Raw genomic sequence first — 24758 nt, 5'->3', positions numbered from 1 at the left:
TAGCCATTCAACAGCGCTACGCAGAGGGCGGCATCATGGTCTACCATATGAGTTTCGGCGACCTGCTGCCCTATTGGGACGTGCTGGCGCGTGGATTGCTCTACACCATCATCCTCACGGTCGTTTCGACCGTCACCGGCCTCGCCGTGGGAACGGCGGGCGCCTGGGCCCGGAGCTTCGGGCCGAAATGGGCGGCCTATGCGGTCGGCACCTATGTGGAGCTGATCCGTAACACCCCCTTTATCGTGCAGCTGTTCTTCGTGTTCTTCGGCCTGCCGGCGATCGGCGTGAAGATGACGGAATCAGAAGCCGCGTTCCTCGCCATGGTGATCAATCTTGGGGCCTATTCCACCGAGATCATCCGGGCCGGCATCCAGGCGGTGCCGAAGGGCCATCTGGAGGCGGCGGCCTCGCTCGCCATGAGCCGGCTGGAGACGTTCCGCTACGTGGTGCTGAAGCAGGCCTTCATGAAAGTCTACCCTGCGCTTTCCTCGCAGATCGTCATCGTCATGCTGGGGTCGGCGGTGGTTTCGCAGATCTCGGCCGAAGACCTGACCTACGCGGCGAATTTCGTCCAGTCGCGGAATTTCAGGGCCTTCGAAGTCTATCTCGTCGCCGCTCTTCTCTACTTGCTGCTGGCCATCGCCATGCGCGCAATATTGCGTGGCATCGGCCGCGCCCTGTTTCCGAAGGCGTGACCCATGATCGAATTCAGCTTCGCGATCATCCTCGAAAACCTGCTGCTGGCGACGCGCTGGACCATTCTCCTGTCGCTCATCGCCTTCGTCAGCGGCGGCCTGGTGGGACTGCTCGTCCTGTTCGGCCGCGTCTCCAAGCACGAGGTGCTGCGCCTATTCACGGCGGGGTACATCGAATTCTTCCAGGGCACGCCGCTTCTGATGCAACTCTTCCTGCTGTTCTTCGGCATCGCCTTGTTCGGCGTCGAGGTCAGCCCCTGGGTTGCCGCGTGGCTGGCGCTGACCTTCTGGACCAGCGCGTTCCTTTCGGAGATCTGGCGCGGCTGCGTGGAATCGGTGCCGCGCGGCCAGTGGGAGGCCTCCGGCACGCTCGCCATGACCTATCTGGAGCAGATGCGCTACGTCATCCTGCCCCAGGCCATGCGCATCGCGGTGGCGCCCACCGTCGGCTTCTCGGTGCAGGTCATCAAGGGCACGGCGCTCGCCTCCATCATCGGCTTTGTCGAACTGACCAAGGCCGGGACCATGCTCAACAACGCCACCTTCCGCCCGTTCCTCGTCTATTCGCTGGTGGCGCTGATCTACTTCTGCCTCTGCTTCCCTCTGTCCTGGTGTTCCAAGCGCCTGGAGGCCCGTCTCAATGTCGCTCGTTGATATCCAAGATGTCCGCAAGAGCTTCGGTCCCCTCGAAGTCTTGAAGGGCGTATCCATCGAGATCGGTCGCGGCGATGTCGCGGCGATCATCGGTCGCTCCGGCAGCGGCAAGAGCACGCTCCTGCGCTGCATCAACGGGCTGGAGGAATTCCAGGCCGGTGCCATCACGGTCGACGGGATGGCGGTCGGCAAGACCGACCTGCGCACCCTGCGCCGCCATGTCGGCATGGTGTTCCAGCAGTTCAACCTGTTCCCGCATCTGACTGCGGGCCAGAACGTGATGCTGGCGCCCACGGTGGTGGCCAAGATGCAGAAGGGCGAGGCGCGCGACACCGCCGCCGGGCTGCTGGAAAAGGTCGGCCTGGCCGGCAAGTTCGATGCCTATCCAAGCCAGCTCTCAGGCGGCCAGCAGCAGCGCGTCGCCATCGCCCGGGCGCTGGCCATGCAGCCCACCGTCCTGCTGTGCGACGAGATCACCTCCGCGCTCGATCCGGAACTGGTGAACGAGGTGCTGCGCGTGGTGGAGCAGCTCGCCAGTGAGGGCATGACGCTGATCCTCGTCACCCACGAGATGCGCTTTGCCCGCGATGTCGGCACCAAGCTCATTTTCATGCACCAGGGCCGGGTCCACGAGGAGGGTGCGCCGAAGACGCTGTTCGCCAATCCGCAGACCCCGGAATTGGCGCAATTCGTGACCGGCGCGCACTGAAAATCATGCGCGCGCATCGGTTCGCAGGAGGAGAGGCCGCAATCATGAAGCCTGCGCGCGAGGCGCTGCCCGAAGCCATGGCCAAACGGATCGTCGCGCGGATCGACGCGCTGGCCGCCCTCTCGCAGGATCCCGGCGCCATCACGCGCGTGTGCTTCTCGCCCGAGCATCGGCAAGCCGCCGATCTGATCCTCGGCTGGATGCGGGAAGCGGGCATGACGGCCCGCATGGACGAGATCGGCAACGTTGTCGGCCGCTACGAGGGCACCTCGCAGGGCCTGCCCTGCCTGATGGTGGGCTCGCATTACGACACAGTGCGTGATGCCGGCCGGTGGGATGGGCCGCTTGGCCTGATCACCGCCATCGAATGCGTCGCGCGCATCGCGCAGGCGGGAAAGCGTCTGCCTTATGCACTGGAGGTGATCGGCTTTGCGGACGAGGAGGGCGTGCGTTTTTCCTCCACTCTGCTCGGCAGCCGCGCGGTCGCCGGCACGTTCGATGAGGGCGTGCTGGAGACGCGCGACGCCGCGGGCGTGAAGGCGCGCGACGCGATCGCGGCCTTCGGGCTCGATCCCGCCCGCATCCGCCGCGCCGCCCGCCGCCGCGCCGATATCCTCGCCTATCTGGAACTGCATATCGAGCAGGGCCCGGTGCTGGAGGCGCAGGATCTGCCGGTGGGTGTCGTCACCGCCATCAGCGGCGCGAGCCGGTTCGCGGTCGATCTCACCGGCATGGCCGGCCACGCCGGCACCGTGCCCATGGGTCTGCGGCGCGATGCGCTGGCCGGCGCCGCCGAATGCATCCTCGCCATCGAGGCGCTGTGCCGCGATGCCGGAGAGAGCGTGGTGGGAACGGTGGGCCAGATCCAGGCCGCGCCGGGCGCCACGAATGTCATTCCCGGCGACGTGCGCTTCACCATAGACCTTCGCGCCGCCACCGATGCGCAGCGGCGCGAGACCGTCTCCGCCGTGGTGGAGGCCATCGATGAGATCGCCGCGCGCCGCCAGCTCAAGGCGCGCATCACCAAGACCCACGACAATTCCACGGCGCAGTGCGCGCCCTGGCTGTGCGCGCAGCTCGGCGCGGCCATAGCGGCATCGGGCTATCGCGTGCATTCCCTCCCGAGCGGGGCGGGGCATGACGGCATGGCGATGATCGACATCACCGACATCGCCATGCTGTTCGTGCGCTGCCGCGGCGGCGTCAGCCATCATCCGAGCGAGCATGTGGAGACCCACGACGTCGCCGCCGGCGCGAAGGTGCTGCTGCATGCCATGGAACACTTCACCCCAAGGGCGTCATGACCGACCAATTCAAGACCGCGATCGTCGAAAGCCTCGCCGCCCGGAAGGAAGCCGAGATCCAATTCCTGGCCGAGCTGGTGCGCATGCCGTCCGACAATCCGCCGGGCGATTGCGCGCCCCATGCGGCGCTGGCCGCACGGCTGCTGGAGGAACTGGGCTTCACAGTGGAGCGCCATGCGGTGCCCGAGGCGACCGTGCGCGACGGCGGCATGGTGAGCGTTACCAATCTCGTGGTGCGCGAGCGCTTCGGGGAGGGGCCGACCATCGCGCTGAACGCCCATGGCGACGTGGTGCCGCCGGGGCTTGGCTGGACGTTCGATCCCTATGGCGCGGAGATCGCCGACGGATTCATGTATGGGCGCGGGGTGGCGGTCTCCAAGTCGGATTTCGCCACCTATGCTTTCGCGCTGCTCGCTTTGCGCGATGCCGCGCGGGCCGGCGCGCGCTTCGCCGGCACGGTGGAGCTGCATTTCACCTATGACGAGGAGATGGGAGGCCTGCTCGGCCCGGGCTGGCTGCTGGCGCAGGGCATCTCCAAGCCGGATTATGCGCTCTCCGCCGGTTTCTCCTACGACATCGTCACCGCCCACAACGGCTGTTTGCATCTGGAGGCGGAGATTCTCGGCCGCTCCGCCCATGCCGCCATGCCGGAAACCGGCGCCGACGCGCTGGAGGCGGCGACCGGCGTGCTGGCCGCGCTCTATCGCCTGCGGCACCAATTGCGCGACCAGGTCTCGCCCTTGCCCGGCATCGGCGCGCCGGGCCTGACGGTGGGGCTGATTTCCGGAGGCATCAACACCAATGTGGTGCCGGACAAGGTGACGCTGCGCATCGACCGCCGCATCACCCCACAGGAGGACGCTGCCGCAGCCGAGGCGGACCTTGAGGCGCTAATCGTCCGCGAAGCCTCGGCCTTTCCCGGCATCTCCTGCCACTTTCGCCGCCTTCTGCTGGCGGAACCGTTCGTGCCCATGCCGGGCCAGGATCGTCTGGTAGCGGCGATCCAGCGCGCGGCGCTGGGCGTCATGGACCAGCCGGTGGGAACGAAGGGCGTGCCGATCTACACCGACGCGCGGCTCTATTCGGCGGCGGGCATTCCCACCGTGCTCTACGGCGCGGGCCCGCGCACCCTGCTGGAGGCGAACGGCCATCGCGCGGACGAGAAGCTATCGCTTGCCGATCTGGAGCGCGCGACCCACGTCGTCGCCTTGGCGCTGGCGGACCTGCTCGTCGCCCGGTGAGTGCTCCGCCGGCTTCGCCGGTGGGCTCCGTTAGCGCCGGTAGTCGGCGAGGAAATTGGTCAGGCTTTTTGCGTCCAACGGCCGGCTGAACAGATAGCCCTGGATCTCGTCGCAGCGCAGCTTGCTCAGCAGGTCCATCTGCTGGCGGGTCTCCACTCCCTCGGCGATCACCTTCAGCCCGAGGGAGTGGGCAAGCGAGATGATCGCGTCGACGATCATCATCGTATCGCGCCGCGGCGTCATGCCGGAGATGAAGGAGCGATCGATCTTGAGCGACGAGACCGGCAGCTGCGCCAGATATCCCAGCGAGGAATGGCCGGTGCCGAAATCATCGATGGCCACCTGAACGTCGCGGGCGCGCAATTGCTGGAGCTGCGCCACCGTGCGATCGATGTCCTCCATGGCGGCGCTTTCGGTCAGCTCGATCTCAAGCCACGGCGCGGGCCAGCCCGATGCGGGCGCCGGCGCCATCTCGTCGAGAATGGCCAGCACGTCCTCGACGAAGTTCGGCTCGCGCATCTGCACCGCGGACACGTTCACCGCCACCGGAAGATACGGCAAACCCGCCGCAAGCCAGGAGGATTGGTCCTCCATGGCGCGGCGGATCACCCACAGGCCGACATCCACGATCATGCCGTTTTCTTCCAGAAGCGGCACGAACTGGCTCGGCTGCACCATCGTATGCTCGCTGTCGCGCCAGCGCAGCAGGGCTTCCAGGCCGATGATGTTTCCGGTCGAGATTTCCAGCTTGGGTTGATAGTGGAGTTGAAACTCGCCGTCCGAAATGGCCTGGGCGAGGCGCATTTCCACCTGCATGCGGCGGGCCATCTCCTCGTGCATGCGCGGCTCGAAGAAGGAGATGCGCGCGCCCGAATTGCGCGCCCGGCGCAACGCGGTCTCCGCATTGGCCAGTAGGGCGTCGGCATCCTCCCCATCGTCGGGATAGATGGAAACGCCGGTCTGAATGGTGAGGGTCACCGCGTGCGTGCCCACCTCGAACGGTTTGGAGAAGGCTTCGTCCAGCGAATGGTCCATGCGCAGGGTGGGTTCGCTCGCGGCCGTCCTGTTCGGCAGGAAGGTTGCGAACAGATTGCCGGAGATCCGGGCGACCCGGTCCGGGAAACGCGAGACCGCCTTCAGCCGGTGCGCGACCTGGCGCAGCACGTCGTCGCCCGCAGCCCGGCCCAGCGTGGTGTTGATGGAGACGAAATTGCGCAGGTTGCCCACCACGACGAGAAGCTGCTCCCCGTCTTCGTGGGCATTGTGCATCGCCTGCCGAAGGCGTTCGAGGAACAGGACCCGGTTGGGAAGGCCGGTCAGGCCGTCATACTGGCTCAGCTGCACCAGCCGGTCCTGGGTCGACAGGTGGGTGAGGGCGAAGGAAATGTCCGCCGCCAACTGCTTGAGCAAGAGCATCTCATCGGCCGTGAAGAAGCCGGAGACGCGCGCCCGCAGCACCAGCACGGCCATCGGCCGGGTCCCCTCCGCGAGCGGTAACGCGACGCAGGAGGCCGTTCCCGTCAGGGCGTCGTTGTCGATGGCGGGGGCGGAGGTCGCGATGGCCTCCGCAATCAGTTGCTCGGTGTCGATCGATGCAAGGCGGGGCGCATCGCCCGTGCCGGCCTGTGCGGGGCGCTCGCCTTCGGCGCAGGCGGCGATCCGGTGCACGCGGGGTCCGCCATCCGGCACGCCGCCCTCAAGCAGGATGACTTCGGCCTTGGCGAACTGGCCTTCCTCGACCGCGATCTCGCACGCCCCCTCCAGCAGAGCCGTGCGGTCCGCCACGCGGACGATCAGGGAATTGATGCCGCTGAGGACCGCACGGATGCGGGAGAGCCGCACGAGGCGCAATTCCTGCCCGCGCCGGTCGATGAACTGGCCCACCTGGCTGCCGATGGCCGTGAACAGGGCGCTGAGCGCCGGATTTGAGACATGCGGCGCGGCGCCGAAGAAGCCAAGCACGCCGATCACCTTGCCGCCGGTGACCACGGGAAACGCCAGGGCCGAATTCAGGCCGAGCGCGCGCACCAGGCGCGCGCGGCGCGATACCGTGTCGAGTTCGGCCTCGTCGAGCCAGACAGGGACGCCGCTTTCCCACGCGCGCGCGAGGAGGCCCGAGCCTTTGGGAAAGTCGAATTGGCGTGTCTGGGCGAGAAATTCGGCGGCGGCGGTGCTGTCGGCATGCCAGGTGGCGACATGGCGCAGACGGCTTGCCTCCTCGTCCACCTCCCAAAGTTCGCCCAGCTGGAAATTGGCGCAGGCGCAGATGGTGCGCAGGATTTCGGGGGCGGCCTGGTCGACGGTGGAGGTCACCGCCAATACGCCTGCGAGGGCATATTGGATCTCCAGCCGCCATTGCGCCGCGGCCCGCTCGGCCACTTCCTCCTCGAGCTGCCCGGAGCGCTCCGCCAGCTCGCTGAACAGGCAGTGGTTCTCGAAGATGCGCCCCACGTAGGAGGCGAAAATGGAGAGCAGGCGCTCGTCGTCCGGCGAGAACCCGTTGCGCCCGATCTTGTTCGAGGCGCACACCCACCCGAACGTCTGGGTGGCCGAGCGCACCGGCACGAACAGCAGCGAGCGCACGCGGGGAAAGGCGACGGGCAGGCCAAGGTTGGCCGCGTCCGTGGGCTCGCCCAGGTGGCGCGCCACGCCGTTGGTGCCGAGCGGAATGGGCTGCGGCCCGTTCAGCAGAAGCTGGCTTTCCACTTCGCTGATCAGAGCTTCGGGCAGTCCGCTCGCGGCCGCATAGCCGGTGCCCGGCTGGCCCGGTTCCCACAGTCCCACCACGGCATGGCGAGCGGCGACGAGATCGCGGGTCCAGCGGCAGAACACCCGCGCGATCTGCAGAGGCTCCCGCTCGGCCGCGATCTGGAGGCTCATCTCGATCAGGGCCATGAGGCGGCTGGTGGTCCATTCCAGCTCCTCCGTGGCCTGCACGAGCTTGTTGGAGACCAGCCGCAGGTGCTTGCGGTCGAACCCGGGATGATCTTGCTGCTGGGGCGGAACGATCGTGTGCTTTCGGGTCAGCACGTCGTTGACCACTTCCAGGATGAGGGCGGGATCGGCTGGCTTGGTCAGCACATATTGCACGCCGCACGCCTGGGCGAGGGTGAGCGCCTCGCGCTCGTTGTAATGGGCGGTGTAGAAGATGACCGGGATATCGGCGAGCCCGCCCGCCTGCCGCAGGGCGCGGACCAGTTCGTAGCCGTCGCCCGACGGCATCAGGATGTCGGAGATGACCAGGTCGGGGAATTCGGCATGCGCGATGGCCAGGGCGGTCGTGCCGTCCGAGGCCTCGATCAGCCGATGATCGCCATACTTGAGCAGCGTGACCAGGAATTCACGGTTGATGGCGTGATCATCGACGATGAGAATGGTCGCCATGTCATCGGCTCGATCGCTGCGGGGGCAGGTGACGGACGATCTGCTGCGCAAACGTCTCCGGGTCGATGGGCTTGGACAGGTAGTCATCAAAGCCTGCGGCGATGATGTTTTCGCGGTCACCCGACATGGCCGAGGCGGTGACCGCCACAACCGGGGTTCCGGCAAGGGCAGGGTCCCGCTTGATCGCGGCGACGATCTCGAAGCCGTTCATGCCGGGCAACTGCACGTCGCTGATGACGAGGTCCGGTCGGTGCGCGCGGACCAGATCGAAGCCCTCACGCCCGTCGCCGGTTTCAACCACGTCATGGCCGGCGCACCTGAGAAGGTAGGTCATGAGCTCGCGGCTGGTGGGATGGTCTTCGATGACCAGGATCTTGGTCATGAAACCGACCCCGCCGGCAAGGTGAGGGTAAAGGTGGAGCCCTTGCCGTATTCGCTTTCCAGCTCGATGCGGCCTCCAAGATGCTCGGCCAGCCGGCGGCTGATGTGCAGGCCGAGGCCGCTGCCCTCGCGCGGCCCGGTCTCGGATTCGAAGCGGGCGAAGGCGTCGAATACGGTCGGCAGATGCTCGGCGCGAATGCCCATACCGGTATCGGTCACGGTGAACTGAACCTCGCCCGCCACTCCCCCGGCCGCTGGACCCAGGCCCACGTGGATGCTGCCGTGGTCGCAGAACTTCACGGCATTGGCGCTGAGATTGGTGAGGATCTGCGTCAGCGCGCGGCGGTCGGTGAGGGCGATCAGGTTCTCCTCGGGCATGGCGAGGCTGAATTGAAGCCCTTTTTGCTCCACCTGATGCTGGAGCGCGCCGAACACGCCGCGCAGCACGTCCTGGCATACCACCGGCTCCATGCGCAGCTCGAACTTGTCCGCCTCGATGCGGGCGAGATCCAGCAGGTCATTGATGAGCGACAGAAGGTGGCGCCCGCTGCTCTGGACGGTCTTGAGCTGTCGCTCCTGGTCGTCGTTGAGGGGGCCGGGCAGGCGCATCAGCAAGGTGCCCGTAAAGCCGATGACGGCATTCAGCGGCGTGCGCAATTCATGGCTCATGGTCGCCAGGAAACGATCCTTGGCTTGCATGGCGCTGGCGAGTTGCTCGTTCTTCTCCCGCAGCGCCGCTTCGAAGCGCTTGCGCTCGGTGGCGTCGCGGATGGCGCTCAGCACCAGCGTGCCTTCCGGCGTCTGAAGCGGGCTGAGGCTGATGTCGACCGGGAATTCCGAGCCGTCCACGCGCCGCCCGTGCAGCTCAAGGCCCACGCCCATGGCGCGGACGCGGGGCTGCGCCACATAGCCCGCCCGATGGTGCAGATGGGCCGCGCGCAGGCGCTCCGGCAGGAGGCGCTCCACCGGCTCGCCGATCAGGCTGCCCGCCGGATAGCCGAACAGAGCCTCGGCCTGGCTGTTGATGAGCACGATGCGGCCGGTCGCGTTGAGCACGACGATCGCATCCGGCATGAGTTCGAACAGGTCGCGGAACCGGGTCTCCAGCAGCTTTGCGTCGCGCTGGACCCGCAATTGGGTCACGTCCTTTTCGCCGAGCACGATCAGCGGCGCGTTGCCGCCGCCGTTGAGGGGGGCGATGCGCTTGGCGGTGACGTCCACATACATCAGCACCCCGTCCTTGCGGCGGCGCAGGGCCTCATAGGTGCTGGGGCCGGCGGGCGGCAGATTGTTGAGGGGATCGGCCGCGCCATCGGGCGCATCGTTGGGCTGTACGAGTTCGCGCAGGCGTTCGCCGAGGGCTTCCGACTGGGCATAGCCATAAAGACGCTCGGCGCCGCGATTCCACAGCAGCACACGATGGTCCGCATCGATGGCGATCACCGCGTCGGGCGCCTCTTCGAGGATCAAGGCATCGTAGGCGCGGTCGCTGTCGATCATCTGTAGCTCTCTGCTCCGGCGCGGATCCCATCCGAAGCTTGCGTGCAGCTGAAGTGCCGACGCCTTTTCACAAGTATTTCACGGCGGCGTTCCCGCTTGCCTTTCAGCGGCGAGACATTTCCATTATTATAATAGTACCTGACAACCCGCGATAGATGTCGCGATCAAAAATCACCACCCTAATAAGTGGTTGCCGGGCCCCGAATCTGTTGCAAGTGCGAAAAGCACCTGATGCGCGGCGATCGCTTCACCAGTCGAACGTCGTCGATTGGATGGATGGATCATGACCTCGGCGAATAGACCACGGAAACGCCTTTCGGGCGACCGCACGGGTGCCGATCAGGCCGGTGCGGCCTGATCGGCCGCGTTTTCACCGCAGCGCGCGGGCGATCAGCCGGCCGAGCCGGGCGGAAAAGGCGCGCGGATCGCTCGGGCGTTCGCCATCGGCGATCTGCGCCTCATCGAGCAGCAGGCGCGCGGCATCCTCGCGGAAGGCGGCCTCGTCCTCGCCCAACTCGGCCAGCTTCACCACCAGATCGTGGCGTGGATTGATTTCCAGCACCGGCTTGGCGCCGGCACCGCCGCGCCCGGCGCTGGCCAGCAGCTTTTCCAGCTGCCGGTCCATCCCGGTGTCGGCGGCGACCAGGCACACCGGGCTTTCCGTGAGCCGGTCGGACGCGCGCACGTCGGAGACCGCCTCGTCCAGGGCCGTCTTGAGATAGGCGATGAAGGCCGAAACCGCTTCGCTCGCCTCGGCGGCGGGCTGGTCGGCGCCCGCCAGCAGCGGGATCAGCTTCAGGTCCGCCGAGCCCTGGGTGACGGATTTGAACGGCTTGCCCTCATAATCGAGGCCCGCCGTGACCCAGAAGCTGTCCACCTGGTCCGGCAACAGCAGCACCTCGATGCCGCGGGCGCGGAACCCCTCGAGCTGCGGGGAAGCGGCGATGCGTTCCAGGTCGCTGCCGGTGGAATAATAGATCGCGGTCTGGTTCTCCTTCAGCGCCGCGACATAATCCTTCAGCGTACGCCACGCGCCGCCGGAGGCCGTGGTCTTGAAGCGGGCGAGGTTCAAAAGCGCGCTGCGGCGCTCGTAATCCTCATAGAGCCCCTCCTTCAGCACCGGGCCGAAATTCTCCCAGATGGCCTCATAGGCTTTGGCATCGTTGGTCGCGAGCTTCTCCAGTTCGCTGAGGATGCGGTTGGAGACGCCTTTCTTGATGGCGGCGAGGATCGGGCTTTCCTGGATCATCTCGCGCGACATGTTGAGCGGCAGGTCGGCGGAATCCACCAGCCCGCGCACGAAGCGCAGGTAGCGCGGCAGCAATTCGGCTTCGTCGGTGATGAACACGCGTTTCACATAGAGCTTCATGCGCCCGTGGCGGTCCGGGTCGAACAGATCGAAGGGCTTGCTGCCGGGCACGAAGGCGAGCACCGCATATTCGTGCCGTCCTTCCGCGCGGTAGTGCAGGGTCAGCGCCGGATCGTCGAACTGGCCGGCGACGCTCCGGTAGAAATCTGCATATTCCTCTTCGCTTACCTCGGACCTGGGCTTGGTCCAGAGCGCCGCGCCGTCGGCGATCTCGGAGGGCTCTTCCTCGCTGGAGCCGATCAGCACGATCGGCACCGGCACATGGCCGGACTGGGCCTTGACGATGCGCTCCAGATTGTAGCGCTCGCAATAGGCGAGGGCGTCTTCCATCAGGTGCAGCACCACGCGGGTGCCGCGCGCGGGCGCCTCCGCCAGATCGATCGGGGCGATGGTGTAGGTGCCCTTGCCATCCGAGGACCAGAGCGAGGCCTGTTCGGTGCCGGCGCGACGCGAGAGCACGTCCACCTTGTCCGCCACCATGAAGGCGGAATAGAAGCCGACGCCGAACTGGCCGATGAGCTGCGTGCCTTCCCCGCCCGCAGTGGCGGCGATGCGGTCCATGAATGCCTTGGTGCCGGAACGGGCGATTGTGCCCAGCGCTTCCGCCATGTCGATCGCGCTCATGCCGATGCCGTTATCCTCGATGACGAGGCGGCGCGCCTCCGCATCGGGATGCAGGGTGATGCGCAGCTTCGGGTCGTCGCCCAGAAGGGTGGGTTCGCTGATCGCCTCGTAGCGCAGCTTCTCGCAGGCATCGGCGGCGTTGGAGATCAGCTCGCGCAGGAACACGTCCTTGTCCGAATAGACCGCGTGCACCATCAGGTGCAGCAGCTTGGCCACATCGGCCTCGAAGGCGTGGGTCTCGGGGGCGGGGACGCTTGGGGCGCTCTCGGTGGTCATGGCGCAGCTCTCCAGTTGAAGGCGACGACCAGATGGCGGATGCCCCCGCCGATTTCAAGGGCTCGCCCGGGCGTGCACCGTCCGGCGGGGCAATGTCTCGCCGATCACGCCCCGCTCTCACGGTGCGGTCTGATGGCGCGGAATACCGGCCTCGTCTGGCAAGCAGCCGAGGCCCGCGAGGGTCTCGCGCACCGCCGTGACGAGAGGTGTATGGGGTTCCGCGCCGAGAACCGCCACGAGGCGGGCATTGTTCATGCGCAGCGGCACCCGCCAGAGATAGCGCATCTCCCCCATTTCCCGGAACGTGGTCACGAAAGGCGCGGCGAGCGTGACGAGCCACCAGGGAAAGGGCCGGACCTTGAGGTCCGGCCGGCCGCAAGCCGCGCGGATGGCGGCGCTCATCGCGTGCCCGTCGGCGTCCCAATGGCCGTCCATGTGGAACACCTCGAAAGCGCCGAGCGCGTCGCCGCGTTCCGCCAACTGGACCATGGTCCGCGCCACGTCCGGCAGATAGGCCCATTGGTGGCCGATGCCGGACTGTCCGGGCGTGCTGATGGCGCGCACCGGCCGACCGGGCCGCACCAGGCCTTGGGAGAACCAATTGTTGCCGGCATGGGGGCCGAAGAAATCACCCGCCCGCACGATCAGCGACCGGACCCCTTCGGCCGAGACTGCGCGCAGCCGGCGTTCCATGGTGACGCGAATCGCGCCCTTGCGGGTGCTCGGGTTCTGCGGGGCGTCTTCGCGGGGGGCGAGGAAGGCATCGGGGCCGAAATTATAGACCGTGCCCGGCAGCAGGATGCGCGCACCGTTCGCCCGCGCCGCCGCGATGGAATTCTCCAGCATGGGCAGCACGAGCTTATCCCAGTCGCGATAGCCGGGCGGGTTGACGGCATGGACGATCAACGTCGCCCCTTTCGCCGCCGCCACCACTGCGTCCGCATTCATGGCATCTCCCTTGATCCACTGGAGGCCGCGCTCCGGCCGGTGCCAGCGCGGGGCGGCGGTTTCGGGATCGCGGGCCAGCGCACTCACCTTCCAGCCCCGGCGCAGCAGTTCCGCCGCCACCTCGCCGCCGATGCCGCCCGTGGCGCCCAGCACCAGGGCCGTCTTCTCCAAAGTGGTTGTCATGTTGGTCTCCCGTTCGGCGGGATAGAACGGCGTTTCGGGCTCATATGGAATTGTCAAATCTGGCGCTATAGCTAGTATGAAATGTATGAGCCTATCCGCTGCCGACTGGGAAAATCAGCGCGCGTTTCTCGCGGTGCTGGAGCATGGCAGCCTCTCTGCCGCCGCGCGGGAACTCGCCGTGGCGCAGGCGACCGTTCGGCGGCGGCTGGAGGCGCTGGAACGCGGGCTCGGGCAGGCACTCTTCACCCGCTCGCCCTCCGGCCTTACGCCCACCGAGGCGGCGCGGGCCCTCGGGCCGCATGCACGCGCCATGGCGGCGGCGGCCGCCGCGTTCGCGCGCACGGCCTCGGCGGACGCGGGCGCCGTCGCCGGCAGCGTGCGCATCACCGCGAGCGAGATGGTGGGCGCCCACGTACTGCCCGCCATCCTGGCCGAATTGCTGGAGCGCCACCCGCGCCTGCGGTTCGAGACCCATCTCAGCAACCGCACGCAGGATCTGCTGCACCAGGAGGCGGACATCGCCGTGCGCATGGTGCGACCGGTGCAGAGCGCTCTGGTGGTGAAGCATGTGGGTGCGGTGAAGCTGGGCCTGTTCGCTGCGCCGGCCTATCTGGAGCGCGCGGGCGTGCCGCGAGATGTCGCCGATCTTGCCCGCTTCGCCATCGTCGGCCCGGATCGCGACGTGGATTTCCTGCGGGCCCTGGCGACGGTGGGCGAGGGCGTGGTGCCCGGCGCGCTGGCCTATCGCACCGACAGCCATTTCGCGCAGCTGGAGGCGATCCGCGCGGGGGCGGGCATCGGCGTGTGCCAGATCGCGCTTGCGGCGCGCGCCCCGGTGCTGACGCGCGTTCTGCCCGATCTGTTCACGCTGCAGCTGGAAACCTTCGTCGCCATGCACGAGGACCTGCGGCAGGTGCGCCGGGTGCGCGCCACCTTTGACCATCTGGTCGCGCGCCTTCAGACCTATTGCGCCCTGGTATGAGGCCGCAAGTTCGTGAGTCGCGCTGTCACGGCACTGTCATGAAACGCGTCGACACCTCCGGTTCGGATCAGAGCGGGTGCCCAGATGGATTATTTCAAGCGCTTCAATTTCCTGTTCGCGACCCCGGTCTTTGACGCGGAGGACCTGGAAGGCGCCCGCTACAACCAGATCGTCAGGGAGATTGAAAGCTCCGGCTTCGAGGTGGTGAAGGCGCGCAATCTGGAAGACGCGGAGATCGCCGTTCAGACCGATGCCGCCATCGGCTGCATGCTGGTGGACTGGGGCAAGAAGGGCCTGGAGGGCAAGACCGCCTCGCTCATCAACCTCATGCGCCGCCGCGGCCTCGATTTCCCGATCATCCTCCTGATCCGCCGCAAGCGCTTCGAGGATGTGCCGGTGGAGGTGCTCGACTTCATCGACGGCTATGTCTTCCTCTCCGAGGAGACCCCCGCTTTCATCGCCAAGAACCTCATCAGCCGGCTGAAGCAATATGCTGAGACGCTGAAGACCCCGTTCTTCGGCGCCCTGGTGGATTATGCGGAAGAGGGCAACCAGCTCTGGACCTGTCCGGGGCACAATGGCGGCGTGTTCTATTCCAGAAGCCCCATCGGCCGGGTGTTCATGGAGCATCTGGGCGAGGCGGTGTTCCGCGACGACCTCGACAATTCCGTGCTGGATCTCGGCGACCTGCTGACCCACGAAGGTCCCGCGCTCCAGGCGCAGAAGGAAGCCGCGAAGATCTTCGGCGCGGAGAAGACTTATTTCGTGCTGAACGGGACTTCCACCTCCAACAAAGTGGCACTCACCGCTTTGGTCACCGACGGCGATCTGGTGCTGTTCGACCGCAACAACCACAAGGCCGCCCATCACGGGGCGTTGCTGATCGCCGGCGGCCTCCCGGTCTATGTGCCCACCGTGCGCAATGCCTATGGCCTCATCGGCCCGATGGATTTCGCGGCGCTGGATGAAGAGGCGCTGCGCGAGCGCATCCGCACCCATCCTTTGGTGAAGGACCCCGAGGCCTGGAAGAAGCCGCGGCCGTTCCGCGTCGCGGTGGTGGAGCAATGCACCTATGACGGCACGATCCACAATGCCGAGATGATCCTGAAAAAGATCGGCCACCTGTGCGACTACATTTTGTTCGACGAGGCGTGGGCGGGCTTCATGAAGTTCCACCCGCTCTATGCCGGGCGCTTCGCCATGGGCCTTGCCGATCTTGGCCCCGACGCGCCGGGCATCATCGCCACCCAATCCACCCACAAGCAGCTCGCGAGCTTCTCCCAGGCCTCGCAGATCCACATGAAGGACCGGCACATCACCGGGCAGAAGCGGCGCGTGGAGCACCGGCGCTTCAACGAGAGCTTCATGCAACACGCCTCGACTTCGCCCTTCTATCCCTTGTTCGCCTCCCTCGACGTGGGGGCGCAGATGATGAAGGGCCGCTCGGGCGAAGTGCTGTGGGACGACACGATCCGCCTCGGCATTGAGCTGAGGAAGAAAATCCGCGCGGTGCGGCGCGAGTTCGAGGAGAAGGAGCAGCGCCCCGAGCGCCGTTGGTTCTTCGAGCCGTTCGTGCCAGACCGGGTGGCGATCCCCGACGTGTCGAGCCCCGGCGCGGTGCACGATGTGCCGTGGGAGAGCGTCGCCACCGACCAGCTCGCCACCAACCCGGCCTTCTGGCATCTGACCCCCGGCGCCGGCTGGCACGGGTTTGACGGCATGGCGGCGGGCTTCGCCATGACCGATCCCAACAAGCTGACCCTCCTCACCCCCGGCTTCGACCGCGCCACCGGCGCTTATGCCGAGCACGGCATCCCGGCGCCCGTGGTGGCGCAATATCTGCGCGAGAACCGCATCGTTGCCGAGAAGAACGATTTGAACTCGCTGCTCTTCCTGCTGACGCCGGGCGTGGAGGCGAGCAAGGCGGGCACGCTGATCAGCGGCCTCGTCGCCTTCAAGAAGCTGCACGACGACAACGCGCTGCTGGAGGAGGCAATCCCGGAATTCTTCCGCCGCCGCCCGGCCCGCTATGCCGGGGTGCGGCTGCGCGATCTGTGCGGGGAGATGCACCGCTTCTTCCGCGCCGCCAATGTCAGCGCGCTCCAAGCCATGCAGTTTTCCGCCGCGCACCTGCCGGATATCGCGATGTCGCCCCATGATGCGGCGCGCGCCCTGGTCCGCAACGACGTGGACTTCCTGCCCATCGACGCCATTTTCGGCCGCATCGCGACGACGCCGTTCGTGGTCTATCCGCCGGGCATCGCAACTATCGTTCCGGGCGAGCGGCTGACCGAGCGGGCGCAGCCGATGATTGATTACCTGAAGATGTTCGAAGCCTGCTTCAACACCTTCCCCGGCTTTGACGTGGAGATCCAGGGCGTCTATCGCGAGAACGATGCGTCGGGCCGCGTGCGGCTCCATACTTACGTCGTCGCCGAATAGGGCTGGGAATGTCGGGTTCGTCCATGGAGCAGGAAGCGGTCATCGTCCGCCCGTCGCGGGATTCGGACGTGGATGCCATGCTGGCGATCTATCGCCGCCATATTCGACGCGGGGTCGAGGAAGGGGTGGACGACGGCGATACCCCGCAGCCGGACGATCTGCGTGAGCGGCGCAAAAATCTGAAGAGCCGCCGCTTTCCCCACATCGTCGCGGTGAAGGGCGGCGAAGTGCTGGGCTATGCCTATGTGGTGCTGTTCCGCAAGCGGCCGGCCTATCGCTATTCCGTCAAGCATTCGATCTATGTGCACCACGAGCATCTCGGCCAGGGCATCGGCCGCCTGCTCATGCGGGGGCTGATTGATGCCTGTGCGGCCGCCGGCTTCCGCCAGATGATCGGCTATATCGATGCCGACAACACCGCCTCGCTCACTTTGCACGAGCGCTTCGGCTTCGTGCGCGTGGGGCTGCTGCCGGGGGTGGCCTATCGCTATGGCCGCTGGTCCGACAGCGTGATGGTTCAGCGCTCGCTGGGCGCGGGCTCCACCGCCCCGCCTCCGCCCTTGCCGCTCTCCACGCGGTGAGGCAGCCGCCGCGCGGGCCACATGCGCGGCGGCTGCAGGTCATACCACGTCGGCCTCGAAATCGGCCGGAATGGCGCCGGACAGCAGGCAGGGCGAGAAGAACAGGCTGCGATCGATGGCCCCGCGCAAGGTGCGATAGGCGATGATCGCCCACAGGACCACCAGGCAGATCACCAGCGCGCCGCCGATCACCAGCAGGAAGCTCAGATGCGTCTGGCGCGCCAGCGCCAGCGTCGCCACCGCATAGACGCCGAGCGGGAAGGTGAAGCCCCACCACCCGATGTTGAAGGGCAATCCCTGGGCGAGATAGCGCATGGTCGTCAGCACCGCGAGCAGGAACCACCACGCGCCGTAGCCCCACAGGATCACCCCGCCGACGAGGCCGATCCCGGCCGCGACGTCGCCCACGCCTGCCAAGCCGGCTGTGGCGAAGACCTGCGGTGCGGCCGCGCCGAGCAGCAGGAGCCCGAGTGCGCCGGTACCGATCGGGCCGAGCGAGAGCCAGCCGGAGGCCGCCATGTCCTTGGGCGGCAGCTTGTGCAGCACCAGGCGCAGCACCAGGATGACGAGGATGCTCATGGCCAGCGGCACGGAATAGGCCCAAAGTGCGTAAGCAATGATGAGGAGGCGCCAGGCGGCCTCGGGATCGGCGAGCTGCGGCACGATCAGGCCGGCGGTCGCGGCGGCGACTTCGGCGGCGACGATCGGCAGCAGCCAGACCGCGGTCATCTTCTCGATGCTGTGGTTCTGCCAGGTGAACATGAGGAAGGGGATCAGCACGCCGCAGGCGATCGCCATGGCGGCGTCCACCCACCACAGCGCCACCGCGATGTCGATGGCCACCGGTCCCCACAGCGGCACGCCGAAGGCCAGGAAGCCGTTGATGATGGTGGCGAGCCCCATGGGGATGGCGCCGAAGAACATCGACATGACCGAATGGCCGAAGATGCGGCGCGCTTCGGCCGGAAACAGGATCCAGCGCGCGGCATAGAGCGCCGTGAAGGTGGCGAAGAGCGCGATGTTCGCGAGCCAGATCACGGTGCCGATCTCGTGCTGGCCGGGAAAGGGAAGGGGGAACTGATTGACCGCGAGCGCCAGGATGCCGGTGCCCATGGTGGCGGTGAACCAATTGGGGGTGAACTGGCGCACCACCTCGCGGAGTGTGCCGGGGGACTTCGGGGCATTGCCGACCGTGGCAGCGGGGGAAGGAGAATGGGCCAAATCCGACTCCTGATCGATCTCACGCGGAAAGCGCTGGCCGCCCGCTCGCCAAAGGCGCGCGATTTTGTGCACCCCCGACCGGGGAGCATCGCGCAAAGCCTTGAAATTCATAACATGCGTAGGCCGGCGCCCGTAACGGGAGAATGACTGTCCCGGAGACTGCGCCGAGCTCGAACTTGCGCCACGTGCACCGCGCCGGACCGAGCTCCGGGCTGAGCTTCACCCCCCCCTTTCCGGGGCCGGCTGCCGGCGCCTCGGGTCACGTGTCCTCAACGCTTTGCGGCAGGATGAACGGCCCGGCCGGAACCCTGCTGACCCGCACGCGCACGCCGAACCCCGCCGCCAGCACGTCGTCGGTGAGCACCTGCGCCGGCGGTCCCTCCGCAACCACCCGTCCCGCCGCCAGCAGCACAAGGTGGTCCGCGATCATGGCGGCGAGGTTGAGATCATGCAGCACCGCGAGCACACCACCGCCTTCGGCTGCGTGTTCGCGGGCAAGGCGCAGCACCAGCAATTGATGCGACAGATCGAGGCTGGACGTGGGCTCGTCCAGTAGCAGATAACGCGGCGCGCTGGTCTCCCCCGCCGCCAATTGGCCGAGCACCCGCGCGAGATGCACGCGCTGGCGCTCGCCGCCGGAGAGGGAATCGTAGCGCCGGCCGCCGAAGCCGGGCAGGTCCACTCGCGCCAGAAGATCCCCGATCGCCGCTTCCGCCCGCGCCGTGCCGTGGGCCCCGAGCCCGATGCCCACCACTTCCGCGACGCTGAAGGCAAACGCCACCTCCGCCGCCTGGGGCAGCACCGCGCGGCGGCGGGCGAGGCGCGCGGGGGCGAGGGCATGGATGTCGGCGCCATCCAGGGTGACGCGCCCGGACGTGGGGCGACGCTCGCCGGCCAAAAGCTTCAGCAGGCTGGACTTGCCGGCGCCGTTGGGGCCGACCACCACCGTCACCGCGCCCGGTTTCACCGCGAGACGAACACCATCGAGCAAGGTCTTGCCCTGCAGGCGCAAGGTCAGGTCGTGCGCTTCGTACATGCTTCACCCGATCGCCGAACGGCGCCGCAGCAGCCACAGGAAGAACGGTGCGCCGACCAGCGCGGTCACCACGCCGAGCGGGAGTTCCGCGGGTGCCGCGATCAGCCGCGCGAGAATGTCGGCGCCGAGCAGAACGGCCGCGCCCAGCAGCGCGCAGGCCGGCAGCAGCGCGCGATGGCCGGGCCCGATGGATAGGCGCACCAGATGAGGCACAACCAGGCCGATGAAGCCGACGACGCCGGCCGCAGCCACCGCCGCGCCCACGCCCGCCGCCACCACGACGATGGCGATGCGTTTCAGGCGCTCCACCCGCAGGCCCAGATGAAACGCCTCGGCCTCGCCCAGGGCCAGCGCGTCGAGCCCGCGCGCCAGGAACGGGGCAATGGCGAGCAGCAGGATCACGAACGGGGCGGTCAGCCCCACCTTCATCCAGGTGGCGCCGCCGAGGCTGCCGAGAGTCCAGAACAGGAATTCGCGCGATTGCTGCTCGCTGGCCATGAACACGAGGACCCCGGTCCCGGCGCTCGCCAATGCACCAAGCGCGAGCCCGGCAAACAGGAGCGTCGCCATGGAGGTGTAGCCCTCGCGCATGGCGAGGCGCGCGATCAGCAGCGTGGTCGCGAGTCCTCCAGCGAAGGCGGCGAGCGGCAGACCGAGATTGCGCGCTTCGAGCGGCAGAAAGGCGGCCGCAGAGCCGCCCAGCACGATCCAAGCCACAGCGGAAAGCGCGGCCCCGGGAGAAACGCCGATCAGGCCGGGGTCGGCGAGGGGATTGCGGAAGACACCTTGCATGATCGCGCCGGCCATTGCCGTGCCCGCTCCGACCAGCGCGCCCAGCACCGCGCGCGGCAGGCGCACATCCAGCACGATGACGGTGTCCCGCAGGCCCGCACCGGCCTGTTCGCGATAGCCGACGATGCCTTCAAACAGAACCTGGGCGACCCGCCCGAACGGCAATGTCACGGGCCCGAGCGCGAGCGCGGCCAGAAAGACAATGAGCGCGAGCGCCGCGAAGCCGGCGAGACCCGGCCCTGCGGGCCAGAGGCCGGAGGTGGACGCCCGAGCGCGGCGCGGGTTTGCACTCATGGCATCGTCTCGTCCGCCCAGGGGCGGGGCGGCAAGGGTGCAAGCGTCTCGCCGGGCCGCAGCGCGAGCGCGAGATCGCGCACGGCCTGTGGGGTGCGCGGGCCAAACCCCAGCAGATAAGAGCCGGGCAAGGCGATGAAGCGGTTTTCCCGCGCCGCATGGGTGCCCTTGAAGGCGGGGAGGGCGAATATCATGGGCGCGGTGAGCGCCTGGCCTGCGCCGCTCATCACGACCACGGCGTCAGGGTCGGCGGCGAAGGTGGCCTCGTCCACGGCCGGCTTGTAGCCTTTGATGGCGGAGAGGGCGTTCTGCGCGCCGGCAAGCTGAAGCATGGCGTCCGCGCTGGTATCGGCCCCGCCCACCACGGCCGTGCCGCCGGAGGCGGAGAGTACGAACGCGGCCCGCGGCCGGCTGTGCAGGCGGGCCACCTCGTCCGCGACTTGCGCGAAATCGGCCTTGAGCGCGCTGGCGAGCCGCGCGCCGGCCGCGCCGGCGCCCACCGCGTCGGCGACCGTCTCCACTTTGCGGATCACCCCGGCCGCATCGTGCCCGTCCGGGATCATTACGACCGGCACGGCGGCGCTCTTCAAGACCGCGAGGGCCTCTGGCGGGCCCGATCCCTCGATGGCGAGGATCAGGTCCGGGCCGACGGAGAGCACGCCTTCCGGGGTGAGGGTCCGCGCATAGCCGATGTTCGGGCGGGCGCGGGCGGCGGCGGGGTAGCTGCTGGTCTGATCGACGGCGATCACGCGGTCGCCGAGGCCGAGCGCGAACAGGATCTCGGTAACAGCCCCACCGATGGAAACGATCCGGCGAGCCTCCGCCGGCGGTCGTGCTTCCGCACCAAGGGCTGTTCCACCGATTGGCGCGAAAATTAGAATTAGAGTGAGTATAAATATTATTCGCGCTTCTTGCATTCGAATCGCTCGTTTTAATGTGAGTCGAGTCATCGAAAGTTTGACCTCGATATGGTGTGATTCGTCCCGCTCAAGTTTTAATTATTCGAGATATGAAAGATCAGAACGCATTTAGATTCTGCATTTGTCATGCATGAAGTTTATATACATTGCAATATTAGAACTAATCCACTTGACCATATGGAAGCCACGCCTTAGGCGGGACTGAGGCGCCCGATTGCGCGCCGGAGCCCGCAAAGCCCGCTTGGGTGGTAGCCAGCAGCCATTTTTCAGGAGCCTCGACATGACTCGCACCCTTGCGGGAGAGCGGACGCGCGCCGTTTTGCGTCGCGCCTGGCTGTCCAGCGCCGCAGTCGCGGCGGTTTCGACCTGCGCCGGCATTGGCTGGTCCAGCGGTGCCTGGGCGCAGGTCGCCCCACAGGGCGTGCCCGTTCAGATCGTGCAGCCCGGCCCGGACGATGCCCTTGCGCTCGACACCATCACGGTCGTGGCGACGAAGACCGAGCAATTGGCCATCGATACGCTCGCCGGCGTGAGCGTGCTGCGCGAAGACCAACTCGAACCGCTCATGGCGACACGCATGTCCGATCTTTTCATCGGCATGCCCGGCACGACGGCGCTTCAGAATGCCAATTCATCCGGCACCTCCATCAATATCCGCGGCTTGCAGGATTTCGGGCGCGTCGCGGTGATCGTAGACGGCGCGCGCCAGGACTTCGCACAGCTCGGCCATGCCAATCAGGCCGGCAGCTTTTTCCTGGAGCCCGGACTTGTGGCGGGCGTGGACGTGGTGCGCGGGCCGGTCTCGAACATCTTCGGCTCGGGTGCGATCGGCGGCGTGGTGACTCTGCGCACCAAGGATGCCAACGACATCATCCTGCCGGGCAACACCTGGGGCGTGGAGGCCAATTCCGAATTCGGCTCCAACGGACCCATGGGATTCGGCTCCCTGTTCGCCGCCACGCACATCGGGCAGAACGTGGATCTGTTCGCCGGCGGCACCTATCGCAACCAGTCCGATTACAAGGACGGAAACGGGGATGTCGTCCAGAACTCGGGCTATGACACCTGGACCGGGATTGCCAAGGTCACGGTGCGCCCTGCCGACTTCCATGAAGTGAAGGTCACGGCGCTCAACTACGATAGCAGCTACACCACCAGCGACAGCGTGCCGACCTCCACGACCACACAATATGCCACCAACGTCACCAATCGCACGGTGACCGGCAGCTGGAAATATTCAAACCCCGACGACAACCTGTTCGACTGGCGCAGCAGCGTCTATTGGAATCAGGTCGCCCTCGATCAGACCAAGGTGGCCGGCAGTTCGAACGCCATCACCGGCGCCGTCGGAAACCCGCGTACCTTTACGATCGATACGGTGGGCTTCGACGTGAACAATACGTCGCGCTTCGATTGGGGGGCGGTGCGCAATGCCGTCACCATCGGCGGCGATTACTTCCACGACGATGTCAGCAACATCGACAATTACGGCTTCGGCGACGGCTACAACCCCTCGGGCGAGCGCGGCGTCGGCGGTGGGTTCGTGCAATGGCAGGCGAACTATTCCACCTGGTTCCAGGCCATCGCCGGCCTGCGCTATGACACCTACGAACTGAGCGGCGACGGCACCAGGACCAGCGGCGATCACCTTTCGCCCAAGCTGACCATCGGCCTCACGCCGCTGCCTTGGTTCACCTTCTACGGAACCTATGCCGAAGGATATCGCGCCCCGAGCGTGACCGAGGCGCTGGTTGCCGGGCCTCACCCCGCGGTGTTCCCCGGCGGCGCGGCACCCTTCAGCTTCGTGCCGAACCCGAACCTCCAGCCGGAAATCGGCAAGAACAAGGAACTCGGCATCAACATCAAGTATGACGACCTGTTCGCCAAGGGCGACAAGCTTCGAATCAAGGCCAATGTCTATCGCAACGATGTCGAGAACTATATCGACCTCGTCACCTATGGCCCGCCCAAGTGCCTGGTGAATTTGCCGTCCTTCATTCCCTGCCCGGCGAGCGCGCAGAATCCCTATTCGCTCGCCCAGTACCAGAACGTCGCCGAGGCGCAGCTGGAGGGTTTCGAGTTCGAGGGCAATTATGACGCGGGCGTATGGTTCGCGGGCCTTTCCGGCCAGACCAGCAGCGGTAAGGCGACCGCCGGCCCCACCAGCGGCCAGCCGCTGGGCACCGTGCCGCCTGACCAGATCACCTCGACGCTCGGCCTGCGGTTCATGGAACGCAAGCTCAGCCTCGCCGTGCGCTGGACGGCGGTGGCAGCGAAGACGGAAGCAGACCTGCCGGTGAACTCGGTCTATGACCCGTCCCCGAGCTTCAATCTCGTCAGCGCCTATCTCGGCTACCAGCCTTCCGAGAACGTGCTGATGCAGCTCTCGGTCGAGAACTTGCTGAACGAGCAATACACCCAGTTCGAGAACTTCCTGCCAAGCGCTGGCCTCACGGTGAAGGGCGGCCTGACGATCCGCTTCGGCGGCGGGGCGGTTGCGGCGAATACTCCAGCGAGGATCGTGAAATGAGGGCGTTCAATACGTCGGGCACGCGTGCGGCCGCGTGCGCCTTGAAGCCACGGAACAGAACGGAGTGCGGAACATGAGCATCGAGGGAGATGTGTTGAATCCCAGCCGGATTCTGAGATTTCGCGCGACTTCCAGTGCATTCCACCAGCGCGTGGACGACACCGTGATGCAGGCCGCGCCCTTTGCCAGCCGGCAGAATTACGCCCGCTTCCTGCGCTTTCAGTATCGTCTGCACCATCATGTCGCACCGCTCTACGCGGCGCCCGCGCTCCGACAGCTTCTGCCGGAGCTCGCCAGCCGCGCGCGGCTTTCGCGCGTGGAGAGCGATTTGCTGGACCTCCGGCTCGCCCGGCCCGAGGTTGCGGAGCCGGCGCCTGTGCTGGCCCTGCCGGAAGCGCTCGGGTGGCTCTACGTGGTGGAAGGTTCCAACATGGGGGCGGCCTTCCTGCTGAAGGCGGCCATCAAGCTCGATCTCTCGGAAGACTTCGGCGCCCGCCATCTCGCCGCCCATCCCGAAGGGCGCGGCCTGCACTGGCGGCGTTTCACCGAAGCGCTCGACGCCATCCCATTGACGTCGGAAGAGGATAGCCGTGCGGAAGCCGCCACCGTCAGCGCATTCTCCCATGTGCTTGACCTGGTGCGCGAGGAACTCGCCTGAGCGCTAATGGGCGGCGGGTCCAGGACCGGCC

The 24758-nt window shown here is 66.8% G+C and carries 19 protein-coding genes; 10 read left to right on the top strand and 9 right to left on the bottom strand.

Annotated elements, in window-relative coordinates; genetic code table 11:
* Positions 1 to 35 precede the first annotated feature (35 nt).
* The 5 genes from V5F68_RS19950 to V5F68_RS19930 are packed head-to-tail and all read left to right on the top strand — an operon-like array spanning position 36 to position 4606.
* The gene (locus V5F68_RS19950) at positions 36 to 698 is read left to right on the top strand and encodes an amino acid ABC transporter permease (protein ID WP_394015821.1); all 663 of its coding nucleotides are present in this window, start codon (positions 36 to 38) and stop codon (positions 696 to 698) included.
* A 3-nt stretch (positions 699 to 701) separates the two neighbouring features.
* Complete coding sequence (locus V5F68_RS19945) at positions 702 to 1352, top strand: amino acid ABC transporter permease (RefSeq protein WP_394015822.1); 651 nt, start codon at positions 702 to 704, stop codon at positions 1350 to 1352.
* Positions 1339 to 2061, top strand: coding sequence for an amino acid ABC transporter ATP-binding protein (locus tag V5F68_RS19940; RefSeq protein ID WP_394015823.1), 723 nt, complete (start codon positions 1339 to 1341; stop codon positions 2059 to 2061). The genes V5F68_RS19945 and V5F68_RS19940 overlap by 14 nt, the downstream gene beginning before the upstream one ends.
* Positions 2062 to 2105: 44 nt before the next feature.
* Complete coding sequence (locus V5F68_RS19935; RefSeq protein ID WP_394015824.1) at positions 2106 to 3365, top strand: allantoate amidohydrolase; 1260 nt, start codon at positions 2106 to 2108, stop codon at positions 3363 to 3365.
* Entirely contained in the window at positions 3362 to 4606 is a 1245-nt protein-coding gene (locus V5F68_RS19930; RefSeq protein ID WP_394015825.1) for a M20/M25/M40 family metallo-hydrolase, read from the top strand. Before V5F68_RS19935 ends, V5F68_RS19930 begins: the two co-directional genes overlap by 4 nt.
* Before the next feature lie 30 nt (positions 4607 to 4636).
* On the opposite strand, the gene V5F68_RS19925 is transcribed toward V5F68_RS19930, so the two are convergent.
* The 5 genes from V5F68_RS19925 to V5F68_RS19905 all read right to left on the bottom strand — a co-directional run bounded on the left by V5F68_RS19925 (position 4637) and on the right by V5F68_RS19905 (position 13271).
* Positions 4637 to 7990, bottom strand: a complete 3354-nt coding sequence (locus V5F68_RS19925; RefSeq protein ID WP_394015826.1) for an EAL domain-containing protein — start codon at positions 7988 to 7990, stop codon at positions 4637 to 4639.
* Between the two features lies 1 nt (position 7991).
* The gene (locus V5F68_RS19920; protein WP_394015827.1) at positions 7992 to 8372 is read right to left on the bottom strand and encodes a response regulator; all 381 of its coding nucleotides are present in this window, start codon (positions 8370 to 8372) and stop codon (positions 7992 to 7994) included.
* Entirely contained in the window at positions 8369 to 9871 is a 1503-nt protein-coding gene (locus tag V5F68_RS19915; protein WP_394015828.1) for a sensor histidine kinase, read from the bottom strand. Before V5F68_RS19915 ends, V5F68_RS19920 begins: the two co-directional genes overlap by 4 nt.
* 370 nt (positions 9872 to 10241) lie before the next feature.
* On the bottom strand, positions 10242 to 12140 hold the full coding sequence (gene htpG, locus V5F68_RS19910; protein ID WP_394015829.1) for a molecular chaperone HtpG: 1899 nt from the start codon (positions 12138 to 12140) through the stop codon (positions 10242 to 10244).
* Between the two features lie 117 nt (positions 12141 to 12257).
* Entirely contained in the window at positions 12258 to 13271 is a 1014-nt protein-coding gene (locus tag V5F68_RS19905; RefSeq protein WP_394015830.1) for an SDR family NAD(P)-dependent oxidoreductase, read from the bottom strand.
* 85 nt (positions 13272 to 13356) lie between these two features.
* Here V5F68_RS19905 and V5F68_RS19900 point away from each other — a divergent pair, with 85 nt between their 5' ends.
* From V5F68_RS19900 to V5F68_RS19890, 3 genes are all read left to right on the top strand, one after another.
* Positions 13357 to 14253 (top strand): LysR family transcriptional regulator, encoded by an 897-nt coding sequence (locus V5F68_RS19900; RefSeq protein ID WP_394015831.1) that lies wholly within the window; start codon positions 13357 to 13359, stop codon positions 14251 to 14253.
* Between the two features lie 84 nt (positions 14254 to 14337).
* Positions 14338 to 16695, top strand: a complete 2358-nt coding sequence (locus tag V5F68_RS19895; RefSeq protein ID WP_394015832.1) for an Orn/Lys/Arg family decarboxylase — start codon at positions 14338 to 14340, stop codon at positions 16693 to 16695.
* Between the two features lie 23 nt (positions 16696 to 16718).
* On the top strand, positions 16719 to 17276 hold the full coding sequence (locus tag V5F68_RS19890; protein ID WP_394015893.1) for a GNAT family N-acetyltransferase: 558 nt from the start codon (positions 16719 to 16721) through the stop codon (positions 17274 to 17276).
* Positions 17277 to 17315: 39 nt separating this feature from the next.
* Here V5F68_RS19890 and V5F68_RS19885 read toward each other — a convergent pair whose 3' ends face one another.
* The 4 genes from V5F68_RS19885 to V5F68_RS19870 form a co-directional block, all read right to left on the bottom strand.
* Positions 17316 to 18497 (bottom strand): TDT family transporter, encoded by a 1182-nt coding sequence (locus V5F68_RS19885; protein ID WP_394015833.1) that lies wholly within the window; start codon positions 18495 to 18497, stop codon positions 17316 to 17318.
* Positions 18498 to 18756: 259 nt separating this feature from the next.
* The gene (locus tag V5F68_RS19880; protein WP_394015834.1) at positions 18757 to 19533 is read right to left on the bottom strand and encodes a heme ABC transporter ATP-binding protein; all 777 of its coding nucleotides are present in this window, start codon (positions 19531 to 19533) and stop codon (positions 18757 to 18759) included.
* Positions 19534 to 19536: 3 nt separating this feature from the next.
* A complete protein-coding gene (locus V5F68_RS19875) occupies positions 19537 to 20619 on the bottom strand; it encodes a FecCD family ABC transporter permease (protein WP_394015835.1) in 1083 nt (360 codons plus the stop codon).
* Complete coding sequence (locus V5F68_RS19870; RefSeq protein ID WP_509274587.1) at positions 20616 to 21368, bottom strand: ABC transporter substrate-binding protein; 753 nt, start codon at positions 21366 to 21368, stop codon at positions 20616 to 20618. Before V5F68_RS19870 ends, V5F68_RS19875 begins: the two co-directional genes overlap by 4 nt.
* 451 nt (positions 21369 to 21819) lie before the next feature.
* On the opposite strand from V5F68_RS19870, the gene V5F68_RS19865 reads away from it, so the two are divergent.
* Together V5F68_RS19865 and V5F68_RS19860 are read left to right on the top strand one after the other, a co-directional pair.
* Positions 21820 to 24069 carry a TonB-dependent hemoglobin/transferrin/lactoferrin family receptor gene (locus V5F68_RS19865; protein ID WP_394015837.1) on the top strand — a complete coding sequence of 750 codons (2250 nt, stop codon included), beginning with the start codon at positions 21820 to 21822 and terminating at the stop codon, positions 24067 to 24069.
* 73 nt (positions 24070 to 24142) lie between these two features.
* Complete coding sequence (locus V5F68_RS19860; protein ID WP_394015838.1) at positions 24143 to 24727, top strand: biliverdin-producing heme oxygenase; 585 nt, start codon at positions 24143 to 24145, stop codon at positions 24725 to 24727.
* The last annotated feature ends 31 nt before the right edge of the window (positions 24728 to 24758 follow it).

Origin of the sequence: Roseixanthobacter pseudopolyaromaticivorans (assembly GCF_043195145.2) — a bacterium.
Lineage (GTDB): Bacteria > Pseudomonadota > Alphaproteobacteria > Rhizobiales > Xanthobacteraceae > NCEH01.
This window is presented reverse-complemented; position numbering and strand designations above follow the sequence as displayed.

What these genes read in the sequence shown, in the direction of transcription:
- V5F68_RS19950 (WP_394015821.1), top strand. Translation starts at nt 36, where the DNA reads ATGGTCTACCATATGAGTTTCGGCGACCTGCTGCCCTATTGGGACGTG.
- V5F68_RS19945 (WP_394015822.1), top strand. Translation starts at nt 702, where the DNA reads ATGATCGAATTCAGCTTCGCGATCATCCTCGAAAACCTGCTGCTGGCG.
- V5F68_RS19940 (WP_394015823.1), top strand. Translation starts at nt 1,339, where the DNA reads ATGTCGCTCGTTGATATCCAAGATGTCCGCAAGAGCTTCGGTCCCCTC.
- V5F68_RS19935 (WP_394015824.1), top strand. Translation starts at nt 2,106, where the DNA reads ATGAAGCCTGCGCGCGAGGCGCTGCCCGAAGCCATGGCCAAACGGATC.
- V5F68_RS19930 (WP_394015825.1), top strand. Translation starts at nt 3,362, where the DNA reads ATGACCGACCAATTCAAGACCGCGATCGTCGAAAGCCTCGCCGCCCGG.
- V5F68_RS19925 (WP_394015826.1), bottom strand. Translation starts at nt 7,990, where the DNA reads ATGGCGACCATTCTCATCGTCGATGATCACGCCATCAACCGTGAATTC.
- V5F68_RS19920 (WP_394015827.1), bottom strand. Translation starts at nt 8,372, where the DNA reads ATGACCAAGATCCTGGTCATCGAAGACCATCCCACCAGCCGCGAGCTC.
- V5F68_RS19915 (WP_394015828.1), bottom strand. Translation starts at nt 9,871, where the DNA reads ATGATCGACAGCGACCGCGCCTACGATGCCTTGATCCTCGAAGAGGCG.
- htpG (WP_394015829.1), bottom strand. Translation starts at nt 12,140, where the DNA reads ATGACCACCGAGAGCGCCCCAAGCGTCCCCGCCCCCGAGACCCACGCC.
- V5F68_RS19905 (WP_394015830.1), bottom strand. Translation starts at nt 13,271, where the DNA reads ATGACAACCACTTTGGAGAAGACGGCCCTGGTGCTGGGCGCCACGGGC.
- V5F68_RS19900 (WP_394015831.1), top strand. Translation starts at nt 13,357, where the DNA reads ATGAGCCTATCCGCTGCCGACTGGGAAAATCAGCGCGCGTTTCTCGCG.
- V5F68_RS19895 (WP_394015832.1), top strand. Translation starts at nt 14,338, where the DNA reads ATGGATTATTTCAAGCGCTTCAATTTCCTGTTCGCGACCCCGGTCTTT.
- V5F68_RS19890 (WP_394015893.1), top strand. Translation starts at nt 16,719, where the DNA reads ATGGAGCAGGAAGCGGTCATCGTCCGCCCGTCGCGGGATTCGGACGTG.
- V5F68_RS19880 (WP_394015834.1), bottom strand. Translation starts at nt 19,533, where the DNA reads ATGTACGAAGCGCACGACCTGACCTTGCGCCTGCAGGGCAAGACCTTG.
- V5F68_RS19875 (WP_394015835.1), bottom strand. Translation starts at nt 20,619, where the DNA reads ATGAGTGCAAACCCGCGCCGCGCTCGGGCGTCCACCTCCGGCCTCTGG.
- V5F68_RS19865 (WP_394015837.1), top strand. Translation starts at nt 21,820, where the DNA reads ATGACTCGCACCCTTGCGGGAGAGCGGACGCGCGCCGTTTTGCGTCGC.
- V5F68_RS19860 (WP_394015838.1), top strand. Translation starts at nt 24,143, where the DNA reads ATGAGCATCGAGGGAGATGTGTTGAATCCCAGCCGGATTCTGAGATTT.